The sequence below is a fragment of the Nostoc sp. genome (genome assembly GCF_036919675.1).
In the GTDB taxonomy this organism is placed as follows: domain Bacteria; phylum Cyanobacteriota; class Cyanobacteriia; order Cyanobacteriales; family Nostocaceae; genus Nostoc.
Genome location: NZ_JBALCP010000055.1, coordinates 20,686 through 27,933, shown reverse-complemented (window position 1 = coordinate 27,933; position 7,248 = coordinate 20,686). Strand labels below are relative to the sequence as shown.

General features: G+C 41.8%; 6 protein-coding genes. 3 read left to right on the top strand and 3 right to left on the bottom strand.

The window, feature by feature from the left end:
• Positions 1–69: 69 nt before the first annotated feature.
• The 3 genes from V7K49_RS10660 to V7K49_RS10650 all read right to left on the bottom strand — a co-directional run bounded on the left by V7K49_RS10660 (position 70) and on the right by V7K49_RS10650 (position 4,787).
• Positions 70–1,131 carry a condensation domain-containing protein gene (locus V7K49_RS10660; protein WP_335205506.1) on the bottom strand — a complete coding sequence of 354 codons (1,062 nt, stop codon included), beginning with the start codon at positions 1,129–1,131 and terminating at the stop codon, positions 70–72.
• A gap of 160 nt (positions 1,132–1,291) precedes the next feature.
• Positions 1,292–1,969, bottom strand: coding sequence for a DUF928 domain-containing protein (locus V7K49_RS10655; protein ID WP_335205505.1), 678 nt, complete (start codon positions 1,967–1,969; stop codon positions 1,292–1,294).
• 286 nt (positions 1,970–2,255) lie between these two features.
• On the bottom strand, positions 2,256–4,787 hold the full coding sequence (locus V7K49_RS10650; protein ID WP_335205504.1) for a CHAT domain-containing protein: 2,532 nt from the start codon (positions 4,785–4,787) through the stop codon (positions 2,256–2,258).
• A 602-nt stretch (positions 4,788–5,389) separates the two neighbouring features.
• Here V7K49_RS10650 and V7K49_RS10645 point away from each other — a divergent pair.
• The 3 genes from V7K49_RS10645 (at position 5,390) to V7K49_RS10635 (ending at position 7,245) form a co-directional block, all read left to right on the top strand.
• Positions 5,390–5,518: a hypothetical protein gene (locus tag V7K49_RS10645; protein WP_335205503.1), complete on the top strand. Its 129-nt coding sequence runs from the start codon at positions 5,390–5,392 to the stop codon at positions 5,516–5,518.
• 14 nt (positions 5,519–5,532) lie between these two features.
• Complete coding sequence (locus V7K49_RS10640) at positions 5,533–5,964, top strand: hypothetical protein (RefSeq protein ID WP_335205502.1); 432 nt, start codon at positions 5,533–5,535, stop codon at positions 5,962–5,964.
• Positions 5,965–6,339: 375 nt separating this feature from the next.
• Positions 6,340–7,245: a hypothetical protein gene (locus V7K49_RS10635; RefSeq protein ID WP_335205501.1), complete on the top strand. Its 906-nt coding sequence runs from the start codon at positions 6,340–6,342 to the stop codon at positions 7,243–7,245.
• Positions 7,246–7,248: the final 3 nt, after the last annotated feature.

Below are 7,248 nucleotides of genomic sequence, written 5' to 3'. Positions count from 1 at the left end.
CTGTTTGGCTCTCCAAAATTTCACTGCTTATTATTGTCCTAATCGGAAATTGTCAAACCCTTAATCATATCACAAAAGACTTTTGCAAGAGTTCTCTACTATCCCCACTAGCTTTCTGAAATCTGAAGTTTCTCCACCTTTGTTAGAGTTGCTAGATAATAAGGCTCTTGCTATTAGTACATCGTCATATAATTTTCCGTCTGCTACCACTTGATTGAGCTTATATTTAACTTCACGTGCTAAGTCCCAAAAATCGGTCTTCTGGCTTAATCGATGAGCGGTGACTAGTCGAGTAATGTACTCACCTAGATTTTCGTTGACGGAAATTGTCAAATAATTGCGGATATTTACTGTTGTTTTACACCTCAGAATAATTTCAGTAGAGGATTTGACTTCAGCAGCAATCGCTAAAAGAAATGCAGCACACAAAGCCCCGTGAACAGAGGTCTTTTCTACTCGACAACGAGCTACAAGTTTAGTAGTTTCCGCTGAAGATAACGTCCAGTGAAACAGGCGAATTGCCAAGGAATCTACAATATTATTCGACTGCTTATTTCGATAAGTTGTTGTTAAAATACATTTGGTATCTCTTGATTCATTTAAGTTTTTTAAAACCACATCTTTTATAATATAAGGGATAATTTCATCAATAGGAGGCAAGTCTGGCAAAAGCTCACGAGGGTTGTCTGGTTCACTAATAAATTGCAAGATATCTCGGATCAGATAAGCTCCTGATAGACCATCACCAATGCAATGATGAAAAGTAATTATTAGGTTAGAAATATCAGGTGAGTGCAGCAACAATACGCGCAGCAAGGGTTCTTTACTCCAACTCAAAGGGTGACGTAATTCTTCTACCATCTCCCGACACCAATGTTCTTCTCCTTGTCGCTCAATTACTCGTAGTGGAATAGGCGGAACGTTTTCTAAGGAAAATTGTGGCTGATTTTGATTGTTAGTGACTATTTTTACTCTTAACCGAGAATGCCTTAGTTGTAGCCAAGCCAGAGCTTCAGTTAATAAATCAATGGTAAATGAGCCTTTAATAGTTACTGACAAGGTAACATTTTCCGGGCTATTGTTGTATGATAACCACATCAAGTGTTCTGATGCTGTAAGAATGCGATTCATGCCAATTACAAGGATTGTAGTATCTTATTTATAAATGTCTTAGTGTGCAACGTCCCTCAAACGTAGGCTAATCAATCCTACTAAATTACGATCTTCCTCCAGTTTTACCTCGAATAATAGCTGGCATTTCAAAGGGGATATCTAGAGGATTAACTCAGAGCTACTTCAGTTCAACTTTCTTTGCTTTCTCTATTGTCATGAGCATTTCATACCAGTATCCTCTCTGCGCGTACCACTTTGCTTGGTCAATAACAGTCATTTGTCTCAACTCTTTATCTAGTTTGGTCGTTTTTGCAACTCGTTGTACCCAACCCTTAAATACAGGATCGTCTGGCTGCACAGTTTTTCCACATACAACTACCAATGACCATTCGTAATTTTTACCTACAGTTAGCGGCGTTTTTTCTTTGGGTTGAGTGAAGCTAATAATTCCTCCGCTAGCAGTAATAGGTAAAAAAGTTCTTTCATAATAGTTACCTGTTTCATCTCTAAAGGTCAGCACAACCTTCTGTGCTGAAGTTTTGGGTAAGGAAATGAATACGGGAGGATGATCTTGGAAGGTTAACCCAAAGTTACGCTTTGGCATCAAAGGTCTAATGGGCTGTTCATTCTCAGAACACCTCAGCCCATCACGAGAACCTGCACCCACAGTTTCACTTTTTGGTTCTGGCTCTCCAGGTGGTTCAAAAGTCTCCTGAAAAACGAATTGCTTTAGTAGGTTGGCTTTTGATGTGACTGATTCTGATTGCGCCAAACTGGGTAAGGCAAACATCAACAGTTGTAAAGATAAGCCAACAGTAAAGAATTTAAATTGATATGAGGCATTATTTATTATCATTTTATGAAATGTCTGTGGTCTGTGGTCAGTTGTTATTTATCAGAGTTCAGGTGTTATCGTAAATAAAAGGGTTTAAGATTCCTACGTCTACATGTAGCGCGGAGTCAGAGCTACTCCGCCTCCGATCAGTTACCCTGCGGGAAGCAAGCTACAGTAGGGGTTTAAATCCCCCAAGTTGCTCCTCTTGCGGAGACAGCAAGACCGCAGTCCTGTTCGTTTTAAAATGTCTTTAATGCAAGATTTTGAGTTTTGAATTGTTAAGCCTCCCTGTCTCCTTCATCGTGAGTCAACGCCAATTTCCTACCAGTACAAACCCAGACCAATAATAAGGATGTTTGTACTGAGGAGAATTTAATAGAGATAGTTGTGCTTGACGCAGTGCTTCGGCTTTGCTGACGACATTTTGGGTAAGCAGACGGTAAAATTCTGCTGTCAAGTCAGCAGTTGATTTGTCTTGTACTGACCAGAGGGTTGCTAAAGTACTTCTAGCACCAGAACGGACGGCAATTCCTGCCAATCCTAAAGCAGCGCGGTTGTCGCCTTTAGCAGTTTGACAAGCGCTGAGAACTAGTAGTTCAATTGGTTGGCGTAGAGCATTTTTGCTCAGTTTTGAAGATGCACCTTTTAACCATCTATCTAAATCTTTAACATTAATTCGGTCTTCCCAAGTTAAAAGAAATGTGTCTTCGGCTTTGGAGCTAAATTCTCCGTGGGTGGCAAGATGAACTATAGAAAAGGGAACTTCTTCTATTTGTTTTTGGACGTTGGCGCGAGTAAATTTTTCATTTAGTAGTATCTTTGCATGGACATAGTTTGTAATTTGTTTAATTTCTTGCTTGACACCAGGTAACTCAGCAAAACCTTGACGTGCTTCTGCTAAACCCGCTGTTAAGGCTTGAAACTGTTGGGGAGGAAGATGCCGAGACTCTAATAGTTGCAAACCAGGAGTCAATGCTATGCTGTACTTCTGGATGATAAACTGTTGGCGATCGTGAAGAACTGCCATTGGTACACTGCGTAAAAAACCATCCAAGACAAACACTAAGGTTTTAATCTTCTGAAGTTCTATCTCTTTTTCGGCAGGACGCAACAACCAATCATACAATTTTTGGGCAGAAGGTAGTACCTCATCAGGCAAGAAAGCAGGGTTTAAAGACTGGCGCAGTTCATCAAAAACCTCTGATTCCTCTTTTGAGGAAAGGTTTGTTCCATAATGTCGCAAAGGTTGTCCAGGAAGAGAAACAACTACTTCCAAGCGACGTTCTAGCAAAATTGGGTAAATCACTGCGGCTTTTAGATCAATTTTATCTATTGGTTGCGGTTTATAAGTTAAGCAGGCTTGGTGGAAAAAGTTTTCTAATTCTGCTAATTGCAGTGCTTCAATTGTTTTGCGAGATTTCTCTAAGTGTTGTTGCTTGATGATTTGTGATAGGCTGTCTACATCTTGTAAAAGTAATTGTACTAACTGCCGATACACTGGTTCAACGCGATCGCGGAAATTAAATTGCACGTCAGGATTCAATTGCACTAAGTCTTGACGCAGAGATGTTAAAAAACCAACAGCTTGTTCATAAGCAGTAATTGCTGACTCAATATTTCCCCTAGCTTTCTCAATTCGCCCTTGCTGCCACAACCAATTGACTGCAATATCATCTGCTTGCACTCCCTGTGCTAAAGTTAGTGCTGTTTGGGTGAGATTTAAGGCTTCTGAGAATTGCTGAGTTTGTTCGTAGAGATGTCCTAACTCTCCCAAAGCATAACTTTGCGCTCTTGCATCTGTTAATTCGCTCGCCTGTTTGACTGCTGTTGCCAAAAGTTGAGCAATGTCTTTTGTTTTTGATGATGACAGTTTCATCCAACTTGCTGCTAAATTAACTTGCGCGTAAATTCCCCAACGACTGGCAGGAATGTTAGCAAGACGTTCTTGAATTTGGGGTAATAGTACTAGTGCATCTGGATTTTGCTCAGTTTTTATTAAAAGGCTGAGTTGGTTAAGGAGTGCTTCTAATTCAGTATGCTCGCCACCAATTGCACCTGCTTGTTGATAAAATTCTAAGGCGGCTTTAAAATCTTCCCTAGCTCTAGCGGTATTCCCCAATCTCAATAAGGTTTCAGCGATATCTGCGGTAGAATTTACTTGCTTTGCGATCGCTAAACTTTGCGATAATACTTGTTGCGATCGCTCTAAATCTCCCACTACTTGCAGAGTTACGCCTAAACTCCGCAATCCCCTGGCTTTTAGGAGATTATCAGGTAAAACAGCAAGGTCTTGATTGATTTGTTCTAGTTGCCTTTGGGCGCGACGATACTCTCCTAAAGTTTGTAATGCTTGGGCTTGGTTAATCTGCGACAGTACAATCCCTGTGACATCCTTGAAGGAACGATAGATTTTCTCAGCCTGCTGCCAAGTTTCTAAGGCTATTTCTGGTTGACCAGTATTTAATTGTAAACTTCCTTGGGTGTTGAGGACTTGGGCGTAAAGGAAGGAATCATCCAGTGTTTTTAGGATATTCTGTGCTTGGGTGATGAGCGATCGCGCTTCTTCCCACTTACCCAAGTCTTGATAAACAATAGCCAGATAGTTGTAATTTAATGCTTGATAGTGCTGCTGTTTACTTTGCTGAAATATCTGGGCTGCTTGTGACCAAATTTGTGCAGCTTCTACTAACTTTCCGGCATCATAAAGTTGTTTTCCTTGTTCCAGTAAGATGACTTTAGATTGAGTTCGGGAAATAGAATCCTCTGCGGTGGCTGGTAAAACAGTTGTAATTAAGAAAAAGATTAGTATACCTAAAATTAGGCAACGATGAATACGCATAAATGCTTATAATTTTCAATTTATAATTGCTAGTTCGTAATTTTGGCATTGATTAATCGGATCAAGTCTGCCTCATAAATATAGCTGACTAATATTTACAAATAAAGGCAGAGGCGCAAAGGGGAAAAAGACTGCAAGCTGAAATTAGCTTTTTTTCCCCTTGCCTTTAGCTCCCTATCCCCCCATCCACTTGTTGTATTAGGACTGCCTTGCCCAAAGGGCTAATAAAGACTCCAGTAGACATTGCCTCAAGCTTGCTGAGTGGAGCGCTGACAACGCCACTGAACTGTACCAAAGATGATGTTATTAGCATCCAAAAAATAGACCATTAAATCCCGATAACTTTTGGTATTGTACAGTAAAACCTTTAAGTTTTGTCTTGGGGTCGCTTTTTGCAATAGAAATCTTGAAAAAGCTTGTAAAAATTTTACAAACTTTTTAGTCAGTCCAACACAGTCTAACTGATAAGGGGAATCTTGATGAGCGCATATACATCTTACTGTTGAGAAATGGTATTCTAGACAATAAAAAGTCGCAAAGCAGTTTCTAAAGTACCTTGGCATTTCTGCAAACTAATTTACTAATAAAGGAGAAAGTTCTCGATGGCTAATCAAGATGTTGTTAAATTTGGTGATGCCTTCTATCTCAAGCATGAGAGCAGTAAATACTTGATTGCGGTTGAACAAGGACGCTACAACTGGCCGAAGTTGAGCCAAGAGAAAAAAAACTAGCAAAACTTGAACTTGTGGGCGGCAATGGCGAGGTTCAAGCCAACAGTCAGATCAAAATCAGAACGACAGAATCAGCAATGGGCAACAATAATATTTTGGGGGCTTTTGCGGATAGCCATGATTGTTACTATTGGCAAGATGGCTATGATGAGGATAAACAGAGCTGGCAGATTACTAAAGCTGATGGCGATGCAAGTCCAATTCGCTATGGCGATCGCGTTCGCATCACCAACATCTCCTACAGTAATCAAAGCCTAGCTCCCGATACAAAGTACGATGGTTATATAACTACTGTGGAAAATGCTGACGACTCGTGGATCTTAGCACCTGCTCCCGCCGTAGACGGTTCCGGTTCTTTTAGAGGTTTAGACGATAATGGGAGGCCCGATCCGGAAGAAGTAAGTGATGGAGAAAATGATGATGATGATGGTCCTACTTGGTTCTAATTAATCTGTACTACCGGATTTTTCTCGTTCGTCGTCGTGGTTTGGCGTCGTGTTGCGTGTTTGACGGCGACGACGCAAAATAAGTTCCGGCTCTACCCCGGAATTCATTTCCTCTCAAAGCTGCCTTTCGTCCCGTCTAGGAGACTGATTTGCCCGGATGAATTGCTCCGCAATTGACCTCACAACTGGGCTTTCTATTACCTGGCACCGTGATGGGGAGCTCTTGAGCAGGGGGCAAGAGACGGGGGAGAGGGAGATGGGGAGAAGAAAAGCTGAGTTGGGTTGACTGACTGCTCAAACAGCTTTCAAGGATAAGGAAATGGTAACAGTAATTTATTGACTTTACTTAAACTCAGCATGAGCAAGGAAGTTCTGATGATTAATAGTGATATGAAACGCAAGCGTGATTTTGCCATGCAGAAAGTTCATGATGCGATTAAGGCTCACGGTGGAACAACATTACTCAGCACGGGGATCACTGGCGATGATGCTCGGCTGGCTCTAGCCGCTGTGGAAGCTGGCGCTCGGCTGCTCGAACCGAATCATCCAGCCGTCGCCTTGGCTCGTGGATACAAAGGTGTCACATCCATGCACGATGCTGAGTTACTCCGCCATGAAATTCCGATTGAGGAAATGGTTACTGTGGTAGAAGGAGTTCGTAACGTCGTCAGTCGTGATATTTTTATCACCGTAGGTGCTCTGGGCACTTTCACCGAAACAGTGCCGACACCCTTTACGGATAAGGAAGCAATGCTACTCTCTCTCGCTGGGGCAGATGGGCTTCACGTTCACAAAACCACGTGGGAAGGTTTGCGCGATATAGTCAAAGTTGCACATCGCAATGGCTTGGTTGTAGATGCCTATATTGCCCATCCCAGTGATCTACATTTGTTTGGTATCCCAGCCGAAACACCGAAAGAGGTTGCTCTAATTGCGAAAGAGATGGAAGAAATTGGTGTAGACATGATTGGTTTGACGACTGGCATGAGCTACGAGGGTGTCGCTGCCGGCGAAATTGCTCCGCCCGTTCAGGAGCGATTGAAAGCCTTGATTAATTCTGTAACTACACCTACTCTGGCAGAAGGTGGCATCAACATCAAAAATTTTAAAGCATTTATTGGTACAGGCGTTAATATTTTGGTTGTTGGCACGGCTATAGATGATATGGCACGTGAAGCCGTTCGTTTTGCTGTAAAAAGATTTCTCCCAGATTTTGAGAACTTCAAAACGCCGATAATCTTGCCACTTGCTGACAGCACTGCTTTCTCTAAGAATCTGTAAGGT

Bases quoted from the DNA above. Each gene is read 5' to 3' on its own strand.
- V7K49_RS10660 (WP_335205506.1), bottom strand. From the start codon at position 1,131: ATGAATCGCATTCTTACAGCATCAGAACACTTGATGTGGTTATCATAC.
- V7K49_RS10655 (WP_335205505.1), bottom strand. From the start codon at position 1,969: ATGATAATAAATAATGCCTCATATCAATTTAAATTCTTTACTGTTGGC.
- V7K49_RS10650 (WP_335205504.1), bottom strand. From the start codon at position 4,787: ATGCGTATTCATCGTTGCCTAATTTTAGGTATACTAATCTTTTTCTTA.
- V7K49_RS10645 (WP_335205503.1), top strand. From the start codon at position 5,390: ATGGCTAATCAAGATGTTGTTAAATTTGGTGATGCCTTCTATCTCAAG.
- V7K49_RS10635 (WP_335205501.1), top strand. From the start codon at position 6,340: ATGATTAATAGTGATATGAAACGCAAGCGTGATTTTGCCATGCAGAAA.